At 61.8% G+C, this 24,244-nt stretch carries 24 protein-coding genes and 5 pseudogenes; 8 read left to right on the forward strand and 21 right to left on the reverse strand.

Annotated elements, in window-relative coordinates:
- The 4 genes and pseudogenes from M3I56_RS19575 to M3I56_RS19595 form a co-directional block, all read right to left on the reverse strand.
- Positions 1-516: pseudogene (locus M3I56_RS19575) on the reverse strand (hypothetical protein); the annotation flags it as partial.
- A 60-nt stretch (positions 517-576) separates the two neighbouring features.
- A complete protein-coding gene (locus tag M3I56_RS19580) occupies positions 577-3,054 on the reverse strand; it encodes a type VI secretion system Vgr family protein (RefSeq protein ID WP_254355410.1) in 2,478 nt (825 codons plus the stop codon).
- A 963-nt stretch (positions 3,055-4,017) separates the two neighbouring features.
- Complete coding sequence (locus M3I56_RS19590; protein ID WP_375541757.1) at positions 4,018-4,791, reverse strand: PP2C family protein-serine/threonine phosphatase; 774 nt, start codon at positions 4,789-4,791, stop codon at positions 4,018-4,020.
- A 14-nt stretch (positions 4,792-4,805) separates the two neighbouring features.
- The gene (locus M3I56_RS19595) at positions 4,806-5,099 is read right to left on the reverse strand and encodes a hypothetical protein (protein WP_028204753.1); all 294 of its coding nucleotides are present in this window, start codon (positions 5,097-5,099) and stop codon (positions 4,806-4,808) included.
- A 477-nt stretch (positions 5,100-5,576) separates the two neighbouring features.
- Here M3I56_RS19595 and M3I56_RS19600 point away from each other — a divergent pair, with 477 nt between their 5' ends.
- The gene (locus tag M3I56_RS19600) at positions 5,577-6,044 is read left to right on the forward strand and encodes a lecithin retinol acyltransferase family protein (RefSeq protein WP_254355412.1); all 468 of its coding nucleotides are present in this window, start codon (positions 5,577-5,579) and stop codon (positions 6,042-6,044) included.
- A 58-nt stretch (positions 6,045-6,102) separates the two neighbouring features.
- Entirely contained in the window at positions 6,103-6,345 is a 243-nt protein-coding gene (locus tag M3I56_RS19605; protein WP_254355413.1) for a hypothetical protein, read from the forward strand.
- 2 nt (positions 6,346-6,347) lie between these two features.
- Here M3I56_RS19605 and M3I56_RS19610 read toward each other — a convergent pair whose 3' ends face one another.
- The 3 genes from M3I56_RS19610 to M3I56_RS19620 form a co-directional block, all read right to left on the reverse strand.
- Positions 6,348-6,563 (reverse strand): hypothetical protein, encoded by a 216-nt coding sequence (locus M3I56_RS19610; protein WP_051481539.1) that lies wholly within the window; start codon positions 6,561-6,563, stop codon positions 6,348-6,350.
- 127 nt (positions 6,564-6,690) lie between these two features.
- Positions 6,691-6,963 carry a hypothetical protein gene (locus tag M3I56_RS19615; RefSeq protein ID WP_254355414.1) on the reverse strand — a complete coding sequence of 91 codons (273 nt, stop codon included), beginning with the start codon at positions 6,961-6,963 and terminating at the stop codon, positions 6,691-6,693.
- Between the two features lie 96 nt (positions 6,964-7,059).
- Positions 7,060-7,332, reverse strand: coding sequence for a hypothetical protein (locus M3I56_RS19620; protein WP_028204749.1), 273 nt, complete (start codon positions 7,330-7,332; stop codon positions 7,060-7,062).
- A gap of 530 nt (positions 7,333-7,862) precedes the next feature.
- Here M3I56_RS19620 and M3I56_RS19625 point away from each other — a divergent pair.
- Entirely contained in the window at positions 7,863-9,962 is a 2,100-nt protein-coding gene (locus M3I56_RS19625) for a serine/threonine protein kinase (protein ID WP_254355415.1), read from the forward strand.
- A 40-nt stretch (positions 9,963-10,002) separates the two neighbouring features.
- Here M3I56_RS19625 and M3I56_RS19630 read toward each other — a convergent pair whose 3' ends face one another.
- From M3I56_RS19630 to M3I56_RS19680, 11 genes and pseudogenes are all read right to left on the reverse strand, one after another.
- The gene (locus M3I56_RS19630; RefSeq protein WP_254355416.1) at positions 10,003-10,698 is read right to left on the reverse strand and encodes a phosphatase PAP2 family protein; all 696 of its coding nucleotides are present in this window, start codon (positions 10,696-10,698) and stop codon (positions 10,003-10,005) included.
- Positions 10,699-10,955: 257 nt separating this feature from the next.
- On the reverse strand, positions 10,956-11,357 hold the full coding sequence (locus M3I56_RS19635) for a DUF1488 domain-containing protein (RefSeq protein WP_254355417.1): 402 nt from the start codon (positions 11,355-11,357) through the stop codon (positions 10,956-10,958).
- A 149-nt stretch (positions 11,358-11,506) separates the two neighbouring features.
- Entirely contained in the window at positions 11,507-12,004 is a 498-nt protein-coding gene (locus tag M3I56_RS19640; protein WP_254355418.1) for a hypothetical protein, read from the reverse strand.
- A 520-nt stretch (positions 12,005-12,524) separates the two neighbouring features.
- A pseudogene (locus tag M3I56_RS19645) lies at positions 12,525-13,849 on the reverse strand (phospholipase C); the annotation flags it as partial.
- 106 nt (positions 13,850-13,955) lie between these two features.
- Entirely contained in the window at positions 13,956-14,363 is a 408-nt protein-coding gene (locus M3I56_RS19650; RefSeq protein WP_254355419.1) for a pentapeptide repeat-containing protein, read from the reverse strand.
- Positions 14,364-14,475: 112 nt separating this feature from the next.
- Complete coding sequence (locus tag M3I56_RS19655) at positions 14,476-15,402, reverse strand: pyridoxal-phosphate dependent enzyme (RefSeq protein ID WP_254355420.1); 927 nt, start codon at positions 15,400-15,402, stop codon at positions 14,476-14,478.
- A gap of 122 nt (positions 15,403-15,524) precedes the next feature.
- Positions 15,525-16,340, reverse strand: coding sequence for an AraC family transcriptional regulator (locus tag M3I56_RS19660; protein WP_254355421.1), 816 nt, complete (start codon positions 16,338-16,340; stop codon positions 15,525-15,527).
- A 124-nt stretch (positions 16,341-16,464) separates the two neighbouring features.
- Entirely contained in the window at positions 16,465-17,097 is a 633-nt protein-coding gene (locus M3I56_RS19665; protein WP_254355422.1) for an energy transducer TonB, read from the reverse strand.
- A gap of 61 nt (positions 17,098-17,158) precedes the next feature.
- Positions 17,159-17,563 (reverse strand): biopolymer transporter ExbD, encoded by a 405-nt coding sequence (locus tag M3I56_RS19670; protein WP_254355423.1) that lies wholly within the window; start codon positions 17,561-17,563, stop codon positions 17,159-17,161.
- A complete protein-coding gene (locus M3I56_RS19675; protein ID WP_254355424.1) occupies positions 17,560-18,198 on the reverse strand; it encodes a MotA/TolQ/ExbB proton channel family protein in 639 nt (212 codons plus the stop codon). The genes M3I56_RS19670 and M3I56_RS19675 overlap by 4 nt, the downstream gene beginning before the upstream one ends.
- A 25-nt stretch (positions 18,199-18,223) precedes the next feature.
- A complete protein-coding gene (locus tag M3I56_RS19680) occupies positions 18,224-20,575 on the reverse strand; it encodes a TonB-dependent receptor (RefSeq protein ID WP_254355425.1) in 2,352 nt (783 codons plus the stop codon).
- 258 nt (positions 20,576-20,833) lie between these two features.
- On the opposite strand from M3I56_RS19680, the gene M3I56_RS19685 reads away from it, so the two are divergent.
- Positions 20,834-21,700 (forward strand): ABC transporter ATP-binding protein, encoded by an 867-nt coding sequence (locus M3I56_RS19685; RefSeq protein ID WP_309249173.1) that lies wholly within the window; start codon positions 20,834-20,836, stop codon positions 21,698-21,700.
- Here the strand turns inward: M3I56_RS19685 and M3I56_RS19690 are convergent.
- Complete coding sequence (locus M3I56_RS19690; RefSeq protein WP_169739108.1) at positions 21,657-21,830, reverse strand: hypothetical protein; 174 nt, start codon at positions 21,828-21,830, stop codon at positions 21,657-21,659. The genes M3I56_RS19685 and M3I56_RS19690 overlap by 44 nt on opposite strands.
- A gap of 153 nt (positions 21,831-21,983) precedes the next feature.
- Here M3I56_RS19690 and M3I56_RS19695 point away from each other — a divergent pair.
- Positions 21,984-22,439: pseudogene (locus M3I56_RS19695) on the forward strand (potassium-transporting ATPase subunit KdpA); the annotation flags it as partial.
- Positions 22,440-22,445: 6 nt separating this feature from the next.
- Here the strand turns inward: M3I56_RS19695 and M3I56_RS19700 are convergent.
- Positions 22,446-22,712 (reverse strand): annotated as a pseudogene (locus M3I56_RS19700) (potassium-transporting ATPase subunit KdpA); the annotation flags it as partial.
- Between the two features lie 38 nt (positions 22,713-22,750).
- Here M3I56_RS19700 and M3I56_RS19705 point away from each other — a divergent pair.
- Together M3I56_RS19705 and M3I56_RS41105 are read left to right on the forward strand one after the other, a co-directional pair.
- The gene (locus tag M3I56_RS19705; protein ID WP_375541758.1) at positions 22,751-23,026 is read left to right on the forward strand and encodes a potassium-transporting ATPase subunit KdpA; all 276 of its coding nucleotides are present in this window, start codon (positions 22,751-22,753) and stop codon (positions 23,024-23,026) included.
- Positions 23,027-23,119: 93 nt separating this feature from the next.
- Positions 23,120-23,209, forward strand: a pseudogene (locus M3I56_RS41105) (potassium-transporting ATPase subunit C); the annotation flags it as partial.
- Between the two features lie 100 nt (positions 23,210-23,309).
- Here the strand turns inward: M3I56_RS41105 and M3I56_RS19710 are convergent.
- Positions 23,310-23,576 carry a hypothetical protein gene (locus M3I56_RS19710; protein ID WP_254335190.1) on the reverse strand — a complete coding sequence of 89 codons (267 nt, stop codon included), beginning with the start codon at positions 23,574-23,576 and terminating at the stop codon, positions 23,310-23,312.
- Between the two features lie 122 nt (positions 23,577-23,698).
- On the opposite strand from M3I56_RS19710, the gene M3I56_RS19715 reads away from it, so the two are divergent.
- Positions 23,699-24,229 (forward strand): isochorismatase family protein, encoded by a 531-nt coding sequence (locus tag M3I56_RS19715; RefSeq protein ID WP_254355426.1) that lies wholly within the window; start codon positions 23,699-23,701, stop codon positions 24,227-24,229.
- Positions 24,230-24,244 lie beyond the last annotated feature (15 nt).

Raw genomic sequence — 24,244 nt, forward strand, 5'->3', positions numbered from 1 at the left:
CAGCGCAACTTCATCGTATGACAGCACACTCACGCCCGGTGCATCGGCCACAAGTTTTTTCATAAGGCTCGCCCGGAAACCTGCCTTGCACTCATGCGCATCGTTCAGTGCATTTTCCAGGAAGGGAAGGAACGTTCCATAACTCATCTTCGCCACCGTCCCCCAGCCTCGACGGCGCAGTTCCACCTCACTCTGCGCGGTCCCGGACGGGATATCGCCATCTTTGTAGACGTCCGTTGTATTCGGATCGAGCTTTTGCTTTCGGGTCTCCGGGCCGCGCAATAACCACGCCTTCGCGGCGCCCGCCCCACCATCAACCAACCAAACAGGTCTTTTCGTTATTGGGTTAAAAAGGTTGCTTCCCATGACCCCCGGAACGAAGATCACGGGAATGACGCGATTCGGGACCATATAACAAACGGCTGTGCTGTCGTCCGGCGCCGACATGACGGAGGTGTAGTGCACAGATCCATCGTCCGCTATGGTCGCGGGGATGATACGTTCAGTTGTGGCCATATCCAGGTGTTCCCTTGTCGAAGCAGATTTTGGGTTACGGCGTTACGCGCACGGTCAGGATCATGCTGAATCACCGTCAATCCGAAGGCGCAAGTTCTCAGCAGCCAGCCCGCGCTGCAGGCTCGTCGTGCCCGAAGCATTTGTGCTGCCCTGGATAACACTGCCGTCGTCGCGAATAATTGAGAACTTCTGGTTGTGCACGGGTTCATCGCTGAAGGGCCACCTTAGCGTGTACTCCTCGTCGAAAGGCGCGTGCTTCCAGTTGTTGACGGTTTCCGCAAGTGAACTTGGCCCCTGTCGGCTGAAGGCCGCCGATTTGACAGTGCGGTTGCCCTTTGTTCCATCTTCAATACCGGTCGATGAAATCCGGACGTACGATCCACCGCATTTGAGCAGCAACTCTTCCTTTGCCTCGATGGTGACACGTCCATTGGTACTCCTGATTTGCATGTTCTTGTCGGAAATCAAGTCCATGTCGTCGCTCTGTGCCTGGATTTCCACCTTCCCCTTACCCGCAATGAGCTTCAAACCGAATTTTTGGGCAAAAAGAGAGATCAGTTCCCCTGCCGCAACCGTAAACCGCTTAAGCACGCCAATGTCAGCATTGCCGCCGGCCGTCGCGATCAGGTTTTTCTGGGCGCTAAACTGAAGGCTGGCACCCGACACCAGACCCATCCCATCTGGCGCGCTGAGCAGAACACCTGCCTTTTTCAGTTCTTTCAGCGTTCCGTCAAGAAGTTCTCGCTGACGCTGATAGTCAGCGGCAACCGCCTGCGCCGCCACGGCAGCTTCGGAGAGTGCCTCCATCTGCTGCATCGCCTGTTCTAGCAGGCCAACGGCTCCTTGCATGTTCAACTGCTGCCCATTCGCGGCGGGTTGTGCCTCAGCGGAAATGAGTACGCCCTTCGCCCCGCGAACGGCAACGTGCTCATCGGAGCGCAACTCCGCCCCGCGACCCCGCTCCTTGCGCTGGTCATCGACCATGTGGCCGAGATTGAGCTCGCTGGTCTGAAACGGCGTCGTCAGGTGAATATGCTCGACGCCTTCCTTGTCCTCCATGCGCATCTCATTCTGCGCGGCCGTGCGAATGAGATTGCGCGTATGGTTAAGATTGTTGACGAGATCCGGATGCAGGCTGTCATGCATCGCACCGATCATGATGGGCCGGTTTGGATCCGCTGCCGTAAATTCGAGCGCGACTTCGGCGGAATCGATCAACGGGAAGTGGTGACCGTAGTTGTCGCCGCTGTAGGGCTTGGCAAACCGCACCGGCCGGCTGGTACCACCCGGACTCCACTCGTCCAGATCGAACGGCAGCTTGATGACGTACCAGCCTTCTTCCGTCAGATAGGCATATTTGTAGTTTCCGGGTGATGTAATCCGGGCCGGCAGGACGCCCCTGATTTCCGGTTTCGGGATCGTGTCCATGGATGTTCGCCAGACCCGATCCGACGGAATCCCCTCGAACGTCACGCGGTACGACTTGTTACGCCCACCGTGCGAGCGTACCGACGTGATGAAGATCCCGTGTTTCGCATCGACCTGAACCGGGTCGACAAGCATGACCTCCCCGGCTTCCAGCCAGAACGGATTGCCGGTGCCGATGAACGTCACCTGACTCGCGCGGTGAGCCTCGTGCCGCAGACGGGCAATACGCTGGCCTTCCTCCGGCGTCTCGTAGTGCTCACCCCAGTGATAGTCGACAGCGTTGGTGGTCTTGTCGCCGCGTGCCGTGTTCTCCTCGACCAGCAGCGAGACGTCGGCCTGGCGATGGTTGTAGTCATGCAGGCGCACCGATTGCGGCACGCGCCGGGTGCGCCGCCGCAGCGACTTGATCGAGTCGGCACCCACGCTCTCCAGGCCAGAATCACGACGATACGGCACCGTACGCTGCTTGCGCGAGTACGCATCCAGATCGTCGCCGAACACCATCACCGCGTAATCCTTTTTCTGCTCCCAGCGAAACCAGATGCCTTCTTCCGCACAGATGCGCTGGATAAACGCGAACGTCGTCTCGTGGTACTGGGTGATGTATTCGTGCCGCCTGTACTGGCCGCGCAGGTTGAACCTGAAGTCGACACCGGCCCGGTAACCGTCGTGCCGTAGCGTGTCGGTAATGATCTCTTCGACCGACTGCTTCTGGAACAGCCGGCTTGTCCTGCCCCGGTTGAGATCCGCGATCGCAGGCTCGAGCCTCACGCGGTAACGCGTCTCGTCGGCGGAGGTCTCGTGCTCATCGAACTTCGTGATGATGCCGTGGACGGTCTGTGCGGGCGGCTTCTTGCTGAACTTCGCAGCGTTCTCGCCAAACATACGCTGCAGGTGACCCATGTTCGGGTCGACCGGATCGATGATGAACCGGGCTGGACGCCCGAGCACCTGATCCATGGGAATACCCGCTATCGGGCTTGTGAATTCAATCTCGTACTCGTAGAGCTGGCTGATCCTGTCATGGCCGGCAAATTTCACTATCGAGAACGGCGCCGGATGCGGCGCCAGCTTCAATTCATAAGCCTGTAACGGCATGAGCCACGACATCGAAAACCTCCCGGATACGCAAAGCGCAAAAGCACCGCCGAGGCACCCACGGGTACCCCGGCGGCTTGCACAGAAAACGTCAGATCAGCGCCGAGTTCACCCCTTGGCCTTCGGCATCTGCGAGACCAGCGACAGGCCGATGTCCATGCCTTCCACCTGGAAGTGCGGGATGATGAAGAGCTTCATACGGAAGAAGTGCTTCCGCGATGGTTCGTTTCACGGCATTCATGCGCTCTCTCTAGCTCTCGTTGTGAGGAAGTCGTTGGAATGCAAGAGTTACACTGAACGGAGCCGGCCAGCAATGCTCAATCGCCCGATCCTTGCGCGGGCTCGCATGAACAGCCAGATAAATCGTCAAGGATTGCCAGGTACAAGGCGCTGTCATTCCGGTCGAAAAGACCACCGCTGCAGCAGGATCTGTTGCCCGGACGGCTCTACCCAGAAGCGCCACCTCACAGGGCGACAGACGTGGACAGGCGCGCGTCAAGCGCCTCGCAACGGGCTCGCGCCGATCTGCACGGGCTGACGCCCGGCCGCTTCGCGATCTTCTCGTGCGTCCGGCCGCCCGCTGCTCTCCGATGGTGCCAGAGGGCGCCATCGGGCTTTTTCTCGTGAGCGTCGTTCGGCGCCTTCGATTTTTTTGCTACGGCCCAGCGATTCGCCACCGCGCCTGCGCCGAAACGTCGCGCCGCTCGCGCCGTGCCGCACATGGCGGGTTCTGTGCGAACCGTTCGCCGGTGTTCGCGCCGGTTCGCACGTCATCCGCGCGAGCCGGACGGACGTCTGGCAGCGTGCGAACTGCAAAGTGCAAAGAGCTTCTGGGCGTCATGACCGCGGCAAAGAAAGGAGGTGCCGCCCCACACAGGGGCAACGCTGGCGTACCCACGCGGAAACAAGGCCAAAAGCCAAAAACAAAAAAGCAAAAAACAAAAAAACCAAAAACCAAAAACCAAAAACCAAAAGCTAACGCCCAACAGCAGGATTAACCAGCGTCCGATCCGACGCAACCGGATCATCCACCCTCACGACCACAGCCGTGATGTTATCGCGCCCCCCGGCCTGCAAGGCCATCTCAACGAGCAAATCAGTCACGTGCTGGCAATCGCCAGCCTCAAGCGCCCGTACCATCTCGGGCGCCTGCACTTCATTGCTCAGGCCGTCGCTGCACAGCAAAAAGAGGTCTCCGTCGCGCACGACGATGCGGCCTTCGTCCAGATCAAGCCAGTCTGCCGCGCCGACGGCCCGAGTTATCAAATGCTGTGATGGATGGTGGCGCGCCGCTTCGGCGCTCAAATGCCCCTGCGCCTGTAGCTCCGCCACGTAACTATGGTCAGTCGTGAGCGCTTCGAGCTGCGCGTCGCGGTAGAGATAGATGCGGCTGTCGCCCGCCCATAACCATGCAAACTCGCGCCCCTTCGCCATCAGCACGGCAACGGTGCTGCCAATCATGCGAACCCCGCGCCGCGCCGCTTCTTCGCGCAACTGGTGATTCACCGTCTGCAGCGTGCCGCGCGCCGTGGCCGAAAAACTGGTGAGCGCGTTGGGCACCACAAGCGCCCCAAGCGCGCGCACGATCATGCCACTGGCCAGATCGCCCGCCGTGTGCCCGCCCATGCCGTCGGCCACTGCCCACAAGCCCCGCTGGGGCTGATCGAGACATGCATCCTCGTTGAGCGCCCGCACACGGCCTACGTCCGTGCGCGATGCCGAGCTCCATAACAATCCGCCTGTCACGATCGAGCCTCCATAGGCTACGCGACGAGTCCGTTATTCCTGCCGTTCTGGCCCACGTTTACCGCAACGTTCGAGTTCGACGCCGAATTGGTCACGTCGAGCGTCTGGTACTGATTGACGACCTGATTCGCGTAGAACGTGTTGTTGGTCTGGTAGAGGTTGATGATCGATCCGAGCGGCGAAGGCTGCGCGGGCTCGTAAGGCTGTATCCAGCCGAATACCCACGGCGCGCCTGCGCCCCGGATAAACGACATGGCCTTGCGGTCAAGATCGCACTGCAGGTGAAGGTCGGTGATGGCGAGCGAGGTCATGACAGGTCTCCGTCAAGATGATGGCCGCGGGCGCGCGGCGTTCCGACCATACCTTGCAAGCAGCATGCCATTTTTCGGCGATACGTGGCGCTCGCGCGCCATCTCCCCGTGAAGCTTGCCCCATATGTCGTAGCGCTTGCGCAGCGCGATCCGCGCCAGCCCGCGTCTCACAAGTCCTCAGTGCAATGGTCGTGCGCTCGCCAACACGTTGGTTCCCCGTCGTCATCAGGATTCCGACACAAATGCAATCGCGCTTCGTGAGCCGGTTTGGCGGCGAACTGATGGTTCGGCACCGACACAATCGAAGCTCCCGAGTTGGCGATCCGGCGACACACGGGCGCCTCCGGCACGCATGTTCTCCCGCTACGCCTTATAAAACCGTGATCGGGCGCCTGGCATATCTGATGCAGGGTAGTTGGCAACCGGCAAACCGTCGAGCAGCACCGGAAGCCGGCAACCAGCCAGACGGATGCAGCCATGAGCCCCGACCTCCAACCGACGTTGCACGCAGACGAACCGCCGCTCGGCGCGCATCTCGTGTCGCGTCGCGCGGGCTACAGCCATCACGGTATCTATGTCGGTGGCGGGCGCGTCGTCCACTACGCCGGTTTGTGCGTGTCGCTGCATCGCGGTCCGATCGAAGAGGTCACGCTCGAACGTTTCGCGGCCGGCTACGAAGTCGCCGTCGTCGCGCATCCGTGCGCGGCCTTCGTGGGCCGCGAAGCCGTGGCGCGTGCGCGCTCGCGTCTCGGCGAAGACCGCTACCGCCTGCTCAGCAACAACTGTGAACACTTCTGCACCTGGTGCGTGGACGGCAAGGGCCGCAGCGACCAGGTCCGCACCTGCATCGCCCATCCGCTGGCCGGCTTGCGCGTGGTGCGCGCGCTGGTTCACGCGCGCCGCGTGCAGGCCCTCCGCGACGCGTACGCCGCGCACGCGGTGTGAACGCCGTATCCGGTCGAGACCAATACGACACGCCTCGCCACTTGCATCGGAGACCATCATGAATTCCGCCGAAACCTCGCTGCGCGCCCTCGTCGACAAGTGGCTAGCACCCAACGCGCGCGTGCCGGCCCGCGTGGTGCGTTTCAGCCGCACGCAGGAGCAACGGCTGCGCTATGTCTGCGTAGAAGCGGTGCATCCCGCGCGCACGATTGCAATCTTCTTCTTCCGTCACGACGACGGCACGTGGTGCGTATTTCCGCCTGCCAGCACGCGTGCGGCCATGACCGCGCGCGCTGCTTGAGTTCAGCGCAGCAGCGTCGGGCGGGGCCGCGCCGTGGGGAGGGTTGCCGGCCCTCGCTGGGCGGGCGAGCCTTCGATCTCCACACGCACGCCGATAAATGGCCGCGGCACGAGTAGCGTGCGCTGCGAAGCGACGCGGGCGCCGCCCACGATCGCGGCCATTGCCTGCCTGTCCAGTTCCACGCTTTCCGGAAGGTCCTTGATGACGATAATGCTCATGGTCTGCTCCACGAGAGCGGATTGGGCTAGAGGGGTGTCGTTCGAGTATAGGCGGTGGCGCGCGGCGCACGTAAACAAGCAGGCGGCGCCTCACGGCGCCGTCTGCATTTCCCCTTCGCGGCAGCGGCTAGAACGTCACGCCGGTGTTCGCGTATTGCGCGGGATTGACCTTGAGATTCAGCGGCCCGAAGCCTGCGCCGATATAACCGATGTTGTTGAGCGCGGCGACGTCGACCACCTGAACCTGCGAGATGTTCTGCACGATGTTCGGCGAGACGGTGATGTTGGCAATCGGGCCGTAGCCACCGTAGGAGTTGCTGTTGCCGCCGCGTACGGCTGTCATGGCGCGGCGGTCGAGTGCCGTTCCGGGAGCCAGCTCGCGGATAACGAGGGAACTCATGATGAGCCTCCAGTTGCTGATGAATAGAGCGGATGAACCCGGGCGGGCACGGCACGCGCATGAAAGCAGGGCGCGGCCGCGCCGCCGGCGGGACGATCAGAAGTTGATCGTGTTGTGGGCCGTCTGCACCGGGTTGACCGTCGCGTGGATGTTCTGCGCGAAGGCGACGTCGTTGCCCACGTTGTTCTCGATGGTGTTCGTCTGGCCGATCAACTGCTGGGCGTTGAAGTTCGTCGTGTCGTACTTGAACGACGGCGCCGGGTAGTAGCCGGGCCAGAGGCTCAGGCCGCCGCCGCCGCGAACGGCGCTCATTGCTTTGCGGTCGAGTTCTTGCGCGACGCTCAGGTCGGCGATCATCAGCTTGCTCATGACAGTTCTCCAGGAGGGCAGTACGGGGTAGTTGGCGATTGAGCTGCAGTATCTTGCGGGCTCGCTTCTCTTAACGCACAGGGTGTGCCAGCGGCTTCGCGCGCACGCTACAAACCGCTCGACGCCTTGTGTGACGGGGCTTTGCGGCAAGCCGCCGGGCGGGGCAGGACAGCTGGCAGTGCTGCCGCGCAAAAACGCTGATGGGGCGAGCCCAACAGCGCGCGGCGCGGCCGTTGGATTCGTGGCAACACGTGCGAGCCACAGGCCAGGCTCAGGCACCGATTGCACTGGGCGTTGCCGCAGATTAATCTCTCATCAGACCTTGTTGTATGGTTGCAAGCGCGTGCGCCGGCTGAGATCACGGTGCGCGCAGATCCGGCGGCGACTCTGTATGCTTTAAAGATGACGGGACCGCGTTGCAGCGGACTCGACGGGGATCGCGGCAGCAGCCACGCGCGGCGCGATCGTGCGCCGGGAACGTGTGACCCGAAGCGCCTCGGCCATCCTGAAGCTGAGTTGAAGGCGTACGAATGATGAGCCTTGCGCAGCTGATCCAGACATTCCAGAGCGGGGCGCTCTCACGCGAGGCGTTCTTCGCAGAGATCGACCACGTGCTCGCGGTCGACGCGGCCAATTGCGCTCGCCTGCGCGAAGCGGTGGACGCGACGCAAACCGTCCATCCGCTGCCCGATGCCGTGTATGCCGAGGTCCTGCGCCGCATCGAACACAGCCAGGACAACGCGGCGGCCGTCGACGACTCCACTCGCATTCACGAAGCCCTTGCCGCTGCGCGATCTGCCACCATGGGCGACGACGCGGAACACCTGAAGGGGATCGGCGACACGCTCAACGGACGCTTCGTGCTCGAAGAGTGTCTGGGCGTGGGCGGCATGGGCACCGTCTACAAGGCGCTCGATTTGCGCAAGCTGGAAGCTTCGGACCGCAAACCTTATATCGCGATCAAGGTGCTGAACGTGCAGTTCCGCGGCCAGCCGACTTCGCTGATCGCGCTGCAGCGCGAGGCCCGCAAGGCGCAGACGCTCGCGCACCGCAATATCGTCACGGTGTACGACTTCGACCGCGACGGGCCGCTCGTCTACCTCACGATGGAGTATCTGTCGGGCAAGCCGCTCAGCAAACTGCTGCGCGCGCCCGATTTCGCGGGTATGCCGTTCGAAAAGGCGCGGCCCATCATTGCCGGGATGGGGCAGGCGCTCGCCTACGCGCACGAGCGCGGCTTCGTGCATTGCGACTTCAAGCCCGCCAACGTTTTCCTTACCGACGGCGGAGATGTGAAAGTGATCGACTTCGGCATTGCGCGCGTGTTCCAGCGGCCCGAAGAAGATCCCGACGTCACCGTGTTCGATCCCGCGACGCTCGGCGGCATCACGCCGGCCTATGCGAGCCCGGAGATGTTCGAGCATCGGGAGCCGGACCCGCGCGACGATGTCTACGCGCTCGCCTGTGTGACCTACGAACTGCTCACGGGCAAGCATCCGTTCAAGCGCAAATCGGCCACCCAGGCACGCAGCGACAAGATGCGCGCCGAGCGGCCGCCTGGGCTCGATCGTGGCCAATGGCGCACCTTGAGCGCGGCGCTTTCGTTTGACCGCGCCTCGCGCACCGCGAGCGTCAATCAGTTTCTCGAGGGCATGGGCGTGCTCACGCATGCACCGGCGTTCCCGGGCGCGCGGGTCGGCGCCATCGGCGTGGGCGCGGTCGTCGTCGCTGCGGGGTTATGGGTGGGGTATCGCGTGCTTTCCGGCCACGGGCAAACTGGCGCCAGGCCCTCCGTGGCCGCCATGGCGCCCGCTAGCGCGACGAAGGCGGCCTCGGAGGCGCCGGCCTCGCCGGTGCTTGCCGCCGCGCCAGCGGCGGTTGTCGCGAGCGTGCCTGCCGCGAGCGCGGTTGCAGCGGCTCCGGCATCGAGCGCGCCCGTGGCCGACGCGGCGTCGATCGCCGCGCTGAACACGACCCTCGCACGCATTCCGTGCTCGGCGCTTGCTGCGTCGCTGCCGGAGCACGTGGTCCAGGTGCGCGGCTTCGCCAATACGGGCAAGAACATGGCGCACGTTCACGACGCGCTCGCGCAAACGCCCGGCGGGCAGGCCGCGAAACTCGAAGTGACTGCGGTGGAGAACCACAACTGCGAAGTCGTGAGCGCGTTCGCGCCGTATTGGCGAGCCAACCATCTGGCCGGCGGCGGCGCGACGATCCATACCCGGCCACTCGACGCGCGCCTGACGCAGGGCATGCCGCTCATCGTCGATATCACCACGCCGCATTACGACTCATACGTCAACGTGGATTACTTCGCGCTCGACGGCAGTGTCGTGCATCTGGTTCCCAGCAATGTCGAGCGCGACAACCAGGCGCCGGCCGGCTTCTCGGCGACGGTCGGGGGATCGGGATACTGGTTAGTGGACAAGCCGTTCGGCACGGAGATGATCGTTTTGCTGATCACGCCGGCGCCGTTGTTCGATGGCCTGCGCCCGGCCTCGGAGGCTCGCTCGGCTTACCTTGCGGCGGTGGGGCAGCAGTTGAAGCAGATGGAAGCGCATTATGGCGCAGGGCATATCGTGGCCGATTTCGTGCAGATCACGACACATGCTCGCAGTGATTCGCAGTAGTTGACTGCCAGTTTCATCATCTTCCCTCGACCGGCATCCTTCAAGTCACCGTGTGCAGTACCGAATGGGCGAGCCGCAGAAGATCGTCGAACTGCGTGACCAGCTCGAAACAGAGCAGAAAACCGAGCGCCGCAATCGGCCCGGGGTAGCGCATCACATAGCGCATGAAGGGTTTGACAGTGCGCCTTCTCACGGCTCTGCGCGTCATGATCCAGGTAATCACGATGCCGATCAAGGCACCGACGAGCAAATCCGTCGGGTAGTGATAACCCAGATAGGCCCGCGGAAAGCAGACGAATGCCGCGACAGACAAGAACGCGAGTATGCCGATGCCTCGCCAGACGAGGAAGATCCCCATCGCCACCGCCGTCCACAGCATGGCGTGATCGCTCGGAAAGGAACTCCAGTGCATCAGCCCGGCGAGCTGCACGGGCGACGAGGCGAAATGCAGATTCAAGCCCGGTGTGAATAGCGGCCGTTCCCGGTACGGCAGAGCGTGCGCAAGGAGGCGTCCCACCGCTAGCGCAATCAGGCCGCTTGCCAACGTGGCGAGTACGATCTCGCGGCGCCAGCCGCGCCGCTCGTGTGGCTGGAACCAGATCCACCACAACAGCGGGATCAACAAATAGCCCTTGAACGTATAGAAGTCGGCAATTACCCCAATGGCGCAATTGACCTGGGGAGGAAGCTGCAGTTGAGTGAGGGCTCCCAGAATGACGGTATCGAAGCTGTTCATTGTTGTGGCATCCCGCTGATGAATTCGTGAGAAGGGCGGTCTCGAACAGAATCCTCAACCGCCTCCGTGCCACATACGCAAGGCGTTGTTCATCTTCTTATCAAGCCAGCGCACACGGTGAAAGCAGTTCGCAGCGGTGAGCTGCTGCGATGCAACTTCGAACGTGCGCATATGGCGTGCCTTCGATCACACTGCAGTGCGTCAAGGACTCATTGGCGGCATTCGAATTCAAGGGCCTTGCATCGCAGAGCGCGCCCTCACGTCAACGCACTTCCGGCCTCGAGTACGTTCATGTCCGGGGTTATGCATGCACTCGCGATCACCGTTACATCGCGTCGTGCAACTTCCACGATTCCCCTGTTGTGCGTGACGTCTGCTTCGATCGTAGCTGGCTTGCGCGGGCAGTCACGCAAAAAAAGCTGGCAGCGTCCAGAAGAGATCCGGTGTGGAAGAATGTGTCTTGTAATTGATTCGATATCCTTCCTATGTACGGCGAAGGCCGCTAACAGGCCAGCGCGACCGCTGCGCGCATGAAAATAGTCTTCAAGGGCCTCCGGGGATATTTCGCACATGACCGGCGTGCCGTCGACGACGGCGCGATACCGGACTGTGCCGCTCGAATGGTAGAAGGCATCTTCATCTGGAAATTGTATGAGCACGATGGCTTACCTCTGTGATCTCCGGGGCTGCCTTCAAGCAACTGGTGTTCCCCACTTGTCTAATGAAGCCTGAAAGAACGCGCATCATGATCTCGCCGATTGAACCGAAATCAATTCTTATATTGTCCCGGCAAAAATGTCGGGCGGTGCTAGTTGCCCTGATCGGACGACGCGCTGTTGTTGTGGGGCGGCGATAGTGGTCCGTAGCGAAGGTGTTGCGCCACCGACACGGGCACTTTGGGCGAGAACATGCCGACGATTGTGAGCGCATAGACGACTGCCGCGACGCTGGCCACAACGCGTACGGGACGCGCGATCATCGAATTGCCGACGACGATGTTGAGGTAGAACCAGATGCCGAGCAAAGCGAGCAACAGCAGGCGTGGCATGGGCTTCCAGCCGTTGCGCCCGACTTCGGAGATCGACCAGACGAGTGCCGCGACGAGCGTGAAAAAGATGCTCCAGACGCCTGCCGAGCGGCTTCGCACCATGAGGGTACCCGAGCCGATCAGCGCGAGGCCGGTGACGACGTAGTAGGGCGTGGAACCCATTGCGACGAGCCAGCCGCCAAGCACAGCGAAGGCGGCGCCCACCAGTACCAGGACCTCCCCCGTCTCGGCAGGAGAGGTCTCGTGTCGGTTCGACATAGAAGAGCCCCCGCTCATGCAAATGTCCGGCATCGCGTTGCGCAACTCCAAAAGCCGTCTGGGTCTCTGTGGGTCATCTGGCAATTGGCGTTCACGGCAACGCGCATTGCTTGTGGTGCAATCGTCGTTCCCTCTCCTGCGCCAGAAAAATTTGCAAGGGTCTGTGTAGAGACGAGGCGTTATTCGTTTGACACATAGCGCCACGTTTTTAACTCACGCTGTGACCGAAGCCACAATCAACCATAGCGCTGGTGGCGCGCGGGGGCGACCGCGTAGCAGCGAGCAAATGAAGGTAAGACAGATTTGGATTCCAAATCAACCATATGAACTATCAAGAGGCCGAAAAATCAGAGAAAAGAAGGGCAGAGGCGCGTTGACATATCTACAAGAAGCCAGTGTAGAAATGGCGCGCACTGCATCGTTTACCCTTGCATTGAATCGAAATCAAAACTGCAACGGTGGGAGGTCCCGAATTCCGAGCTGCCTGGCGCCAGACCTTCGCAGGCTGGTCGACTGGCAGCCCCGTCGGCGGATCGAGAAACAGCTTGCGCTGAGCGAGTTCGTCGCCACGGCGGCTGAAATCGAACATGCCCATGATGCTGCCTGCCTTGCTGTCGAACGATCCGCCGCCGATACGTTCTCCGTCGAGCCAGTTGTCCTCGATGAAGCGAACGACCGAAGACTGGTCGATCAACGTATGGTCGACGTAATTCTCCTTCGCCCAGGGCGAAATGACGAGAAACGGAATGCGTGCACCCGGGCCGCGGCGGCCGTTCACAGGTTTGCCGTTCACGCCGTCCTGTGCGGAGCCGGTACCGCATTTTCCCTGGCCGTTGAGGTGGTCGGCGAACGAATCGTATGACGCGCTCGTTGGCCCTTCGCGACGAAAGCCTGCTCGTCGAGTGGATCTGAATAGCCAGCGTGACCGTCCTGGAACGACGGGGCCTTGAGGAAGCTCACGGCCGGAAAATTCCCGGCGCTCACAGCGCCAAAGAAGTCGTCGGAATCGTACTGATGATTGGCGGGGTCCGTCCATCGTTTTCCAGGGTGTGCCCGATCGCCTCGATAGAACCCGGACGCAAATGCTTTGGATTCGACGTCGACGCGTAGTACTGGAACCAGTTGTGGTGCGGCACGTAGTCCACAGTGGCCGAACCGACGACTTCCGATAGCGTGCTGCGCCTGCACGCGGTCGTGCCGTTGCTGTTCACGGTCTCGAGATTGAAGCCACTCATGAAGCCGCCCCACGAAATATTGCGCGCATTCAAGAGGTCGCCGATATTCCTCCCCGTCATCATGACGGTGTCGCGCTTTTGTCGAAGGCGGGATCGACGTCGTCGATCAGCGTGAAGCCGCCCTGTCCGTCGTTCACGTAGTAGGAGCCCGGAGCCGAAGGCTTTTTCGTCGTCAGCACGGGTCTCATGCCGTTGGTCTGACCCGAGACCACCTCCAGGGCGCCCGGCGTCGAGGGGCCATAGGTCGACGACAAGGCGTTGTCGCTCATCGCGAAGTGCTGCGCGTAGTTCCATCGCCCGCGCCGTTGGCCGGATTCGTGGCATTCGGATTTCTGGAGAGGAGGGACCCTGAGAGGCCATTCACCCTGGGCGTACCGGGCAGTGCGTTGAACGCTGGTTCGTCGGAGGGATTCGCCGCATGCGGATAGGTCGCAAAGTAGTGATCGAACGAGACATTCTCGCCATAGATCACGACCAGGTGCTTGATCGGGGTGGCAGTACGAAGGTCGTTCGGCCGATTCATGTGCTGGTCGTCATTCGCACCCCACGCAATGGGTAATGAGAATGCCGTGGCTATGAGCGAACCAGGCGCTAAATGACGCCAGTGCATGTTGGGCTCCTGTAAGTTGCGTTTCTTCGTAGCGCAATGGGAGTTCCCGGCTGGCGTTGCCGTGGCGATCGCAAGCGAAGGCCAGCGCGTGCTGGCACTCGCCGAACTACAACACGCGCACGCCGCAGTCTCCAACCAGCATCACGGCTTGATCGACGGAGAGTATCGTGCCTTTGAGATGCTGCAGCACATCGGAGAGTCGAAAACCGCTTAGGTCTACAGAGCGTAGGTCTGCGCCGTCAAAGCGGCTGTTGCGTAACTGTGCGTTGCTCAGGCTGCCGCCTTCGAACACGGCGTCGCGAAAGTCGCAGTCGGACAAGTCTGCGTCGGAGAAATTGAGCGCCTCGAGCGTTTGTTTCCGAAAGGAGAGCCCCTTCAGGTCTGCGCCGACGAGCAGCGAATCGTGAAAGCCAAGCCCTGGCGGGCGGGCGTCGACAAAGCGCGCGCCCGTGAGCTTCACCTCGGCAAACGCCGCTGAGGCGAGCTTCGAGCCTGTCCAATCGGTATTGTTCAAGGTTGACGCCGCGGCGGAATTAGAACCCAACAACTGGGCGCAGGAGATACCAACCTGCCACTCTATTTTCGGCGGAGAAGATTCTACCGTTTCCGCCGTTGCGGGCACAAGGTCATCGGCTTTCTGCCTCGCTAGCCCACGCGCGTATCTGATCGATGGTGGCCGTCGCGCCGCCGCATACGATAACCAGAATCTTCTTGTATCTGGCCAATGCCGGATGCCTGTCGTAGGCGACAGACAGCGCTGCGCCGCAAGCCGGTTCGACCAGAATGCGGTGATCCGCGAGAAAACGCTCGCAGGCCGCGAGTGCGCTGGAATCTGACACGACGAGGCTGTGGACAGGGTGCTCGCGCACGCAGCGCAACGCCTGCTCGCACACCCGCTTCGCGCCGAGCGAAGTGGCGACGCTGGAGATACAGGCCAACGCCACCGTGTGACCCGCCTCGACAGCGGCATGGAGCGAAGCGGCGCCATCGGTTTCGACGGCCAACACCGGCACGTCGTGCCAACGATTGCGCTGCAGACCTTCCACCACGCCAGCAAGCAGACCGCCCCCGCCGACGGAAAGTACGACGGCGTCCGGCTTGAAGCGAGCCTGGGCCACTTCATCGATCATCGAGGCATGGCCGTGCCACAGCAGTGGATCGTCGAAGGGATGCAGAAACGCGTCCGTCGCGCCCAGCAAAGTCTGCGCGAACTGGTTTGCCTCTTGCCAGGAACCGCCGTGCACCACGACCTCGGCACCTTCGAGGCGGAGCAACTCTTTGGCGCGCTCCGTCGTCGTTTCCGGCACCACGACAAGCACTGGAATGCCCAGGCGCCGGCCCGCATAAGCCACGGCAAGACCCGCATTCCCCCCGGACGAGGAAACGAAACGCTGCGCGCCACGGCTTTGGTGGACAGCGCAAGCATGGCCGATGCCCCGGATCTTGAATGATCCACATGGCTGCAAGGCGTCGAGCTTGAGCCACACGGATTGTTCACCAGGGACGCTCAAGGCGCGCGACTCCACCAAAGGGGTTTCAAAGTGCAGATTCATTGCGATGGGCTTCCAGGTTTGCGATCGGACCAACCGTTGCCGAACTGCTGCTGATCCTAAAGAGGAAGGGGGTGGCTGGCTTGTAAAAAATTGACGCGCGAGGCGATCGAAGGCCCATCGGCTCAGTATGCGGACGGGGCCACGCCGAACGCGTGACGGAACGCCCTGTTGAAATGGCTTTGATCGTAGAACCCGACGCCCTGGGCGACTTCGGCAATGGTTGGCTTACCGCGTCCCAGCAAGGCGCACGCGTGTTCCAGTCGCAGACGCAGCCGCCAGGCGTGAGGCGTCATGCCGACCGTCTGCTTGAATCGACGCAAAAAATGAAAGCGCCCCAGATCGCACAAGGTGGCCAATTCGTCGAGCGTGATTTTTTCGGCTAGATGGAACAGGCAATAGTCTTTGAGCCGTTGCCGATGCATTGGCGAGAGCGTGCCTTTTACGGCCACCAGCTTGATGGCACCCGAACGGTTAAACAGGACATAAAGCAGGGAAAGCCATTCCGACTGCACGGATAGCGAGGAAGCATCCGGCGACGATCGCATCGCATCGTGGAGCTGCAACAAGCGCGCGGCCAGCGTCGGATCCTCGATCATCATGGCTTTCAGCTCGGGCTCGGGCTCGCGATCCGGGTCCGTTACCTCGGTCATGGCGTCTTGCAGCAGGTCCTGGGACAGCCTGAAGGTCTTCAGTGTATAAGCAAGGCCGCTTTCTGCAGCGCCGTCATGCATCTCGCCGGGCGGCATCAAGGAGATGCGACCTGGCCCGAGCAACACGGCCTCTCCGTTCACGCATTGGCGCTGAATCCCTTCGGTCACGAGCCCGACGTGATAGTCAAGATGGTAGTGCCGGTTGAAATTGAACGCCTTGAAACGACCGGTGCCAAGAACCAGTCCAGGAAGGTCGACGAGCCGTTTGTACTCCACGCTATCGCTCATTTCAAATCACGAAGTCACTATTGCGGCAGATTTAAGGGGTCGCACCAGACTCGAGCCGTCGAGGCTTTCGAGGCGTTTTTCGGCGCGGCACGACGAGTATATGTCGGCAGCCGCGCTGCCGGACTCACTCGATATTGAAATGGACGCGGATGTCCTGTTCGCTTTCGACCGGATGCCCCTGCTTCATTGCAGGGAAAAAATGCCAGTTTCGAAGCGTCTCCAGCAGCAGCTGGTTCAGGCGCGGGTTCTGGGTGGGTCTGACGAGCGCGACGTCGACCGAACCGTCCGGATGAATAGTGAAGCGAGCTAGCGCGATGGCCTGATACGCAGACTCGCGCAGGTCATCGGGAAGCACCGGCAGCGGCTGGATGAGCGGATGTGCGGTGGTATCGCCGGACGCTGCAGAGCGGGTGCCGGACAGGGCGGAGCTAGCCGATGCGCTTTCGGCGCTGGCATGGGCTGTTGTGCTGGCCGGCGGCGCAGCTGCAGCCGCAGGCAATGGAGATTCGGTATGCGCAGGCAACGGCGTGGGAGCCGGTGCCGCAGGCCGATTTATCGGCCGAACCACGTGCACAGGGCGTGATGGTGTTGCGATGTTCGGAGCAGGGCGTGCGACCGTGGTAGGCGGATGAGGCGGCGCCGGCGTAATGACCTCTACTATGCGGGCATCGAGCGTCAACGGACGGGCGGGTTCCGGATTTTCCGCAAGACCGGCCACGAAGATACTGACGAATGCGGTCCACACCGCGAGCGCCACGACGCATCCGGCCACGGCTCGCGGGCCGCGCGCGTCAAGCAGCCTGACGAAGCGCGCGATGCTACGGCTGGTCACGGTGGACCGCAATGAGGAAATGGCCGGCTCCGCCCAGACGGGCCTGCAGCATGGCCTGCACGACCAGCCCGTTCGGAGCCCCGGCATCCGCGGCGACGACGACGTTTCCATCGGCAGCGAGCAGGCGCTTTATCGTTCCCGCTACGTCATTCAGCGGCACGTCCTGGCGGTTCACGGCGATCTGTCCGCTGCGGCTTACGCTGAGCGTGAGGGGCTGCTGCGCGGCAAGCGGTTGCGCCGTGCCGCGCGGCAGATCGAGTTTGACTGCGTCGAGCCGCTGCATCGTGAGCGACGCGAGCATGAAAGTAGCGAGCAGGAAGAACATCACATCGATCATCGGAATGATCTCGATGCGACCGCGCTTCGATGCCCTGGAACGGCGCAGCTTCATGACGTTTGCGCCTCGTGTTCCTGGGCGAGTCTCACGTTGCTGAGCCACGTGCTGACGATCGCTTCGAGTTCGTCCATGAGCCGGTCGATACGCCTTGAAAAATAGTTGAAGGCGAACAGCGAGACCAGTGCGATCACGAGGCCGATGGCGGTCGCCACCAGCGCCTGCGCCACGCCGCCGGTCACCCCGCCGGGATTGACGAGGCCGCTATTTCCGATCAGCCGGAACGCATGCATCATGCCGACGATCGTCCCCAGCAGGCCGAGCAGCGGTGCGGCTGTCACGATTGTTTCGAGCACCCACAGCCCTCTCGACATGTCGCGCTGCACGTCGAGTGCGAGCGCGCCCGCTCTGGCTTCGATCCACCATGCGGGCTTTGCCGCGTGACCGATCAACGGTTCGAGCAGCCTGCGCAGTGCGTGCTGCGGGGGGAGTCGCAGAAGCGCGGCGGGGCGATCGGGCTCGTCGGCTGCGTGGGCTTGCGCCTGCGGGGCGGCGGGAATGACCGCGAAGCGCCAGAACACCCAAGCGCGATCGAGCGTGATGACGAGCGCAACGATGGCGAGCAGCGTGAGCGGATAAACGACCCACCCGCCGACCCGCGCGGCTTGCACGATTCCTGTCCAGTCTTGCATGGAAGCACCCGGTTATCTGGTTCTGTCAAAAGTATTTGGTCAGGCCTGCATAGAACGCGCGATAGGGACCGTACTGAGGCGCGAACACGCCGATGCCGGAACCGTCGCGCAACGCGTAGGTTCTGCCGAAAGCGTTGATCACCACGACACGCCCATCCATCTTGCCGACCACGGGCAGGTTGAAATGCTCGATGACGGCCAGATTGATCTGTGCATAGAAGGGCATCTTGCCGGTATTGGCAAAGCCGTTGCGCAGGCCGCTGCCTGCCGTGCCGTCCATCGTGAAGGTGGTGCGATGCCAGTTGTAGGCGCCGCCGAAGGACGCAGTCACGCGCTGGTCGTGATCGAGGAATACCCAGTTGTTGCTGATATAGGCCAGTTCGTCCGCGCCGAAATTGAACTGGCCGGAAGTGATGTTCTTGCCCATCGCGCGGCTGTAGGCGAGGTTCAGATACGCCGACACGTTTTCATGCTTGTAGTTGGCCGTGAATTCGACGCCGTAAACACGCCCGTACTGGTAGTTGAACGGCGTATAGATGAGCGCCGCGCCAAACTGGCCGAGGTCGAGCAGGTTGTGCGCCTTCTTGTAATACGCGTCCAGCCCCAGCGTGAGATCCGTGCCGATCTGCTGGGTCACGCCAAGATCGAAGTAATCGGCGCGCTCGGGCTGCACCGGATCGTTCTGCGTGACCTCGCTTTGATTAGTCGTGCCATTGAAGCGGCTGATGGTGGAGCTGGAAACCAGTTCGAACGAAGGCGGCGTGAAGTAACGCGCGTAGCCGGCATGAAATGTCGTGGTGGGCGTCAGCTTGAACACAGCGCCAATGCGCGGACTCAACTGGTTTGCCTGCACGTATTCGTCCATGCCGTCATAGCGCAGGCCGTAGTTCAGGGTCAGCCTGTCGTTGATTTTCCACTCGTCCTGGAGATACGCGCTGTACAGGTAGCCCGTCTTGCTGCTCGAATCGGAAAGCGTAAAGGGCACATCCGAGGTCTGATTGCCATTGGCGTCGGCGGGGAAAACGGTCACGTTGTCCCAGAAGTTCGCATGCTCCTGCTGAAAGAGCACGCCGGCGCGCAGCGTGTGGTGGTCGTTCAGCCGGTACGTGGTATCGGCCTGCAGGCCGTTGGCGGTATCGCTGTGGAAGTCCTGCGAGGCGACGCCGTTGAAGATCAGGTCGCCGACCGGGTCCGGGTTGAACTGGGTGCGCGTATAGCGCGTGAAAAGCGCAACCTGATAGTCGAGGGCGCCGCCGTTGGTCCCCTGCAGCGCGACGACCGCGAAGTTGTTCAGCTCCGACTGGGTTTCGTTCAGGTTGGCGGAATCGAACGTCGGCACGCCGGCGAGCATGAAGTTTGGCGTGAGGCCGGGCGTATTCGGGATCTCGAACTGGTTGGCTGTCGTGCCGAACATCACGCTCACGCGCGTGAGCGGGTTGATGATGTACGACATATACCCGAAGGCATTGCCCTGGCGCGTGTGATCGTGAATCGGGCTCGGCGACGCGGTGGGCGCCTCGATGCCGAGATTGTTTTCGCCCAGCGAGCCGCTGAAGAAATAGCTGAAATCGCCCTTGCTGCCGTAGACATCGGCGCTCGTCTGGATGGTCTGGTGGCTGCCGCCGTAGACATCGATCGAGCCGCCGTTGCCGAGATCGCCCGATTTGGTGCGGATATCCACGATGCCGGCTGTGCGGTAGCCGTATTCGGCCGGCAGCGCGCCGGTCAGGAGATTGACCTGGTCGATGATGCGCGTATCGAGCGATTGCCCGAAACCGCTGATCGGCTCGGGAATCAGAACGCCGTTGATCCGGTATTGCAGGTCGGCGTGGTCGCCCCGTACATGCAGTTGGCCGTATGAGTCGTCCGCGACGCCGGGGGCCTGCAGCAGCACCTGGTTCAGCGGCGTGTTTTCGCCCTGCGGCATGGCCTGGATGTCGGCCTGGGTGATCCGGTAGATGCTGCTGCCCGTCTCCGGCAGCAGGCCGTTGCGTGCCGCGTTGAGCCGCTTCGCATTGACCTGCACGTCGAGCATGTCGCCCTTGCCCAGAACCACGGCCACGCTGGCCGGACTCGCCGGCGCCGTGGTCGAGATCTGCGAAGCGGCGGCGAAACCGGGCGCCGTTACGGTCACGGCATAAGTGCCCGTGGCGACGTGAAGGAGTTCGAAGTGTCCGGTCGCATCGGTCGTGGTCTGTCCTGCCTGAGTGCCGCTCGCATCCTGGAGCACGACAGCGGCATGATCCACCGGCTTCCCGGTCGTGTCCTTCACTATGCCGTTGAGTGTGGTGTCGGCGTCTGCGGCCTGCGCCTGACTGGCCGTGATCATGGCGAACGAGACTAGCGCCGCGCGGGCGATGAGTGTGCGGTGGATCATGATGCGGTCTGGAAGCGTTATTGTTTTCCGCGCGTACCTCACAAAGCTTCGCCTTGTCGCGGGATCTAAATGAAATGATATAACATTGCATTTAGATCCCGCCATAGTTGACTGGATAAAAAATCGAAAGAAGGTAAAGAAATAGATATGAAAGTTATTTGTTGGTTATTTTAAATAATCGATGCGGGCGTGCGGACGAAAGGGGAGTGCGGTTGTTGCACCGCAGCCGGCGTGGCACGATATCGAGTCCACCACCTCGTGCACGATTTCGCGACTGCGTTAAGGGAACCCCGCTTATCGCCTTGCTGTATCTCCCGCAACGGTACGCGCCCCGACAATCCGTCCTGCTCGGTACGATGTCGGCCGCGGTCTGGTCGCTGTCGTCTGGCCATTGTTCACTTGATTGATTCCACCATGCTTCGATTCGAAAACCTCAGCAAACGCTTTGGCGAGCGCGTTATCTTTCAGGGACTGCATCACGCCAGCGGCGCTGGATGCGTGGCCCTCTGCGATGAAAACGGCAGCGGCAAGTCCACGCTGCTCGGCATCCTTGCCGGCGCGATCGACGCCGACGAGGGGGAGGTCTGGCTCGACGGTCATTCGCTGCGTACCGATGCGCTCAAGGCGAAATCCGCGCTGGCCTATGTGCCCGACGACTGCATGGCGTATCCGTTCCAGACGGGCCGGGCGTTTCTCGAACTCGTGGCGTCGACAAAGAAGACAGTCGTCGACGCCCGCACGCTCGATTTTGCGCACCGCTTCGGCCTCGCTCCGCACCTCGAGAAGCGCTTCGAGCAGATGTCGCTCGGCACCCGCAAGAAAATATTCCTGACGGCGACGATGCTGGGCGAGCCCGCCGTCGTCATTGCTGACGAGCCGGGCAACGGACTCGACGCCGCCGCGCGCGCGGTTCTCATCGATCTGTTCAGGAATCTGGCCAAAGACAGCGCGGTCTTCTTTTCGAGCCACGATTTGCAGCTTGCGCGCGCTTGCGAGGCGAAAGTCACGAGTTTTGCCGATCTTGGCATGGCCGTGTGTGGCGTAGTCGGGCTGCGCAGTCCCGTGACTCGACCCTCTATGGCTACGTCGACCGGTCGCGATTGCGCGCGCGCGTGGCGCCCGTGATCACCGCGACGCCGAGCAGTATCACCGCCACGATCTCGATGATGTGCAGCGCAACATGCAGCGCCATCAATGCCCACGCCACGCCGCCGATAAAAATGATCCATCCGATCAGATAGATGAGCAGGGTCATCGTTCCTCTCCTTGTGATTTCGGCCTGGGTGCAGTGCAAACAACGCCATTGGCGAAAGTGCGATCAACCCGCCTTTCACCAGGCGCAATAGGTCGAAGCACATTGCGCGCCTGACGTTGCCATCGCGCGCGGCCGATGTTGGGCTCTTAACGCAATACGGCGGCGTCGTTTATCACCAACACGAACTGGCAGTCGTATTCCGGTGAAAGCAGTCTCTCGAACTTTTCGCAGATGGCTGTCATCACGTTTCTGATGATGGTCAGCGCCACAGCCGGTGTGGCCGCCGCCGCGGGTTTCATACGCGGCCTTGGTCGCCGCAGCGTCGCGGAGATCGGCAACTACTGGGTCGACTTCACGCGCGTGCTCTATCGCGTGCTGCTGCCGCTTTCCCTGCTCATGGCGCTGGTCTATGTCTGGCAGGGCATGCCGCAGACCCTCGCGAGCGAGACGGTCGCGACGACGCTCGAAGGCGCGCAGCAGCACATCGTGCTGGGGCCGGTCGCCAGCCTCGAGTCGATCAAGCATATCGGCACCTACGGCGGCGGCTTCTTCGGCATGAACGCGGCGCATCCGTTCGAAAACCCGACGCCGCTCACCAACACACTGCACATGCTCTGCATGCTGCGTCCCGCCGACGAACATGCTCGTCTGGGCGATGCCAAAACGCAGCTCCTTGCCTTCCATGTTGCCACCGGCCTGCCGTTGACTCGCCTGCTGGTCCGCGTGCAACGGTGCGAAGTTCGGATTGCCGCCGTGCTCCGCCCCATAGATCAGCGCCACGCAAACCACGAACATCGCGCTGAACGCGGCAAAGAACGCCCAACCCTGGCGGCGGCGCAGCAGCATGCTGCCGAACGTGTAGGCCAGCGCGGAGGGAATCAGCCTCGGGCACGGCGAACAACGGTTCCGCGTTCGCGGGCCTGAATTCGAACACGCCGTTCTTCAATACGACGATTGCCTTCGCGATGCTGTTCGGCCGCTATTTCACGCTGCTGCCCATGCTCGCGGTGGCGGGCTCCCTCGCGATGAAGAAGACCGTGCCGGAAGGGCCCGGCACGCTGCCGACCGCGACGCCGCTATTCACGGCGCTGCTCGTGTTCGTGGTGGTGCTCGTAGGTGGTCTGACCTTCTTCCCGGCGCTCGCGCTCGGCCCCGTGGTCGAGCATCTGATGCTGACCAATGGACATTTGTTCTAAGGATGCCGAATGAATTCGAATGTGCAGAGTGCGCGCGCGGTCGCTGAACCCGCGCAAGGCGCCGCGTCACCCGCGCCGTCGCTGCGGGCGTTGATGCGACCGGCGCTGGTGTCGGCAGTGTTTTTCATGCTGTTGACGGGGCTGGCCTACCCACTGCTGACCACGGGCATCGCTCAGGTGCTAATGCCCTCGCAGATCCCGCGCTTCAGAAGCCTGCTGATTCCAGCAGGCTTCTATACGGGCAACGACAGCAGATCGTCTGGCAGAACGGCGCGCGGGCTAGTTAGTGCCCATGCGCCTCGCGGAATCCGGCGTCCTTTTCGAGCCGGCGACCGTGGGTGCCGACGTGGAATCCCGCCGAGATCACAAACAGGACTCCGGCGAATGGCCAGATATAGATTGCCAGCGAGAAGCAAACCCAAATCGCTTCTTGTGGCGGATACGCCTGGAGCGCCCAGACGAGACAGGCAACTGGCAACAGCATCAGACACAGCGCCGACCGCGTGAGAAAAGTGGCGGCTCTTGCTTTCTTTAGCGTCTCTGCTTGCATGCCTGGCTCCATGGGGAATGGCATTGGGACATAGAGTCGCATGGCGACCATTTGTCGCATACTTAGTAATATCCCTGACAGGTGCCACTTTTGCGCACTGCAATCTGCGAAAAGGATTCGTGATGCTGCATAGCCCTTCTGAATCGATCGTAGTTCTGATCGACTTGCAAACGAGACTGATGCCTGCGATTCACGACGGCGCATCCGTTACCGCGCAAGCCCTCAGGCTCGGGCGGATTGCTCGAGGTCTCGATGTTCCGGTCATCGGGACAGAACAGAATCCGGGCGCACTCGGCGAAAACGCGCAGGAAATAAAAGATCTGTGCTTGATGACTGTTGCAAAGCACCATTTCGACGCTACCGCCGATGGTCTGTTTGAAGCGCTGCCTGAAGGGCGAACCCGAGCCATCGTCGCGGGATGCGAGGCGCATGTCTGCGTATTGCAAACGGCAATCGGTTTGCTGCGTCGCGGCCTATCGGTCACTCTCGTTATCGATGCGATGGGTTCGCGCAAAGCCGTCGACAAAGAGGCGGCCATTGCGCGGCTGAACAAGGCGGGCGCCGAAGTGGCGACGGTCGAGATGGTCGCGTTCGAATGGCTGCGCTCGAGCCAGCACCCGCGATTCCGCGACATACTGCAGTTGATCAAGTAAGCGGCCACCAGCAGG

Origin of the sequence: Paraburkholderia sp. CNPSo 3281 (genome assembly GCF_024206515.1) — a bacterium.
GTDB lineage: Bacteria > Pseudomonadota > Gammaproteobacteria > Burkholderiales > Burkholderiaceae > Paraburkholderia > Paraburkholderia nodosa.

What these genes read in the sequence shown, in the direction of transcription:
- M3I56_RS19580 (WP_254355410.1), bottom strand. Translation starts at nt 3,054, where the DNA reads ATGTCGTGGCTCATGCCGTTACAGGCTTATGAATTGAAGCTGGCGCCG.
- M3I56_RS19595 (WP_028204753.1), bottom strand. Translation starts at nt 5,099, where the DNA reads ATGACCTCGCTCGCCATCACCGACCTTCACCTGCAGTGCGATCTTGAC.
- M3I56_RS19600 (WP_254355412.1), top strand. Translation starts at nt 5,577, where the DNA reads ATGAGCCCCGACCTCCAACCGACGTTGCACGCAGACGAACCGCCGCTC.
- M3I56_RS19605 (WP_254355413.1), top strand. Translation starts at nt 6,103, where the DNA reads ATGAATTCCGCCGAAACCTCGCTGCGCGCCCTCGTCGACAAGTGGCTA.
- M3I56_RS19610 (WP_051481539.1), bottom strand. Translation starts at nt 6,563, where the DNA reads ATGAGCATTATCGTCATCAAGGACCTTCCGGAAAGCGTGGAACTGGAC.
- M3I56_RS19615 (WP_254355414.1), bottom strand. Translation starts at nt 6,963, where the DNA reads ATGAGTTCCCTCGTTATCCGCGAGCTGGCTCCCGGAACGGCACTCGAC.
- M3I56_RS19620 (WP_028204749.1), bottom strand. Translation starts at nt 7,332, where the DNA reads ATGAGCAAGCTGATGATCGCCGACCTGAGCGTCGCGCAAGAACTCGAC.
- M3I56_RS19625 (WP_254355415.1), top strand. Translation starts at nt 7,863, where the DNA reads ATGATGAGCCTTGCGCAGCTGATCCAGACATTCCAGAGCGGGGCGCTC.
- M3I56_RS19630 (WP_254355416.1), bottom strand. Translation starts at nt 10,698, where the DNA reads ATGAACAGCTTCGATACCGTCATTCTGGGAGCCCTCACTCAACTGCAG.
- M3I56_RS19640 (WP_254355418.1), bottom strand. Translation starts at nt 12,004, where the DNA reads ATGTCGAACCGACACGAGACCTCTCCTGCCGAGACGGGGGAGGTCCTG.
- M3I56_RS19655 (WP_254355420.1), bottom strand. Translation starts at nt 15,402, where the DNA reads ATGAATCTGCACTTTGAAACCCCTTTGGTGGAGTCGCGCGCCTTGAGC.
- M3I56_RS19660 (WP_254355421.1), bottom strand. Translation starts at nt 16,340, where the DNA reads ATGAGCGATAGCGTGGAGTACAAACGGCTCGTCGACCTTCCTGGACTG.
- M3I56_RS19670 (WP_254355423.1), bottom strand. Translation starts at nt 17,563, where the DNA reads ATGAAGCTGCGCCGTTCCAGGGCATCGAAGCGCGGTCGCATCGAGATC.
- M3I56_RS19675 (WP_254355424.1), bottom strand. Translation starts at nt 18,198, where the DNA reads ATGCAAGACTGGACAGGAATCGTGCAAGCCGCGCGGGTCGGCGGGTGG.
- M3I56_RS19680 (WP_254355425.1), bottom strand. Translation starts at nt 20,575, where the DNA reads ATGATCCACCGCACACTCATCGCCCGCGCGGCGCTAGTCTCGTTCGCC.
- M3I56_RS19690 (WP_169739108.1), bottom strand. Translation starts at nt 21,830, where the DNA reads ATGACCCTGCTCATCTATCTGATCGGATGGATCATTTTTATCGGCGGC.
- M3I56_RS19710 (WP_254335190.1), bottom strand. Translation starts at nt 23,576, where the DNA reads ATGCAAGCAGAGACGCTAAAGAAAGCAAGAGCCGCCACTTTTCTCACG.
- M3I56_RS19715 (WP_254355426.1), top strand. Translation starts at nt 23,699, where the DNA reads ATGCTGCATAGCCCTTCTGAATCGATCGTAGTTCTGATCGACTTGCAA.